The sequence below is a fragment of the Marinobacterium sedimentorum genome, assembly GCF_024267675.1.
Classification (GTDB): Bacteria; Pseudomonadota; Gammaproteobacteria; order Pseudomonadales; family Balneatricaceae; genus Marinobacterium_A; species Marinobacterium_A sedimentorum.
Genome location: NZ_JALDYX010000169.1, coordinates 1 through 227 on the forward strand (window position 1 = coordinate 1; position 227 = coordinate 227).

Annotated in this window: 1 protein-coding gene; it reads left to right on the forward strand. The window is 37.0% G+C overall.

Annotated elements, in window-relative coordinates; translation table 11 throughout:
* Positions 1-70: 70 nt before the first annotated feature.
* Positions 71-227: mechanosensitive ion channel family protein (locus MRS74_RS24295; protein ID WP_438362357.1), on the forward strand; the 157-nt coding region annotated here is incomplete at its 3' end.

The following is a 227-nucleotide window of genomic DNA, read 5'->3' on the forward strand; positions in this document are numbered from 1 at the left end:
TTTGCTAATAGTACAGTGGTATTAGCTAAGGTTCGCTATGCACTATTTATATTTTCAAGAGGTAAACAATATGGCCAATGAGTCAGTTGATATCCAAGCACCTATTGTGGATGGATTGTCGAAAGCGGAGCAGTGGTTAACCAACAACTCCGATTTACTTGTTCAATATGGCGTGAATATCATTTCAGCTATTCTGATTCTGTTTATTGGTAACATCGTTGTAAAAG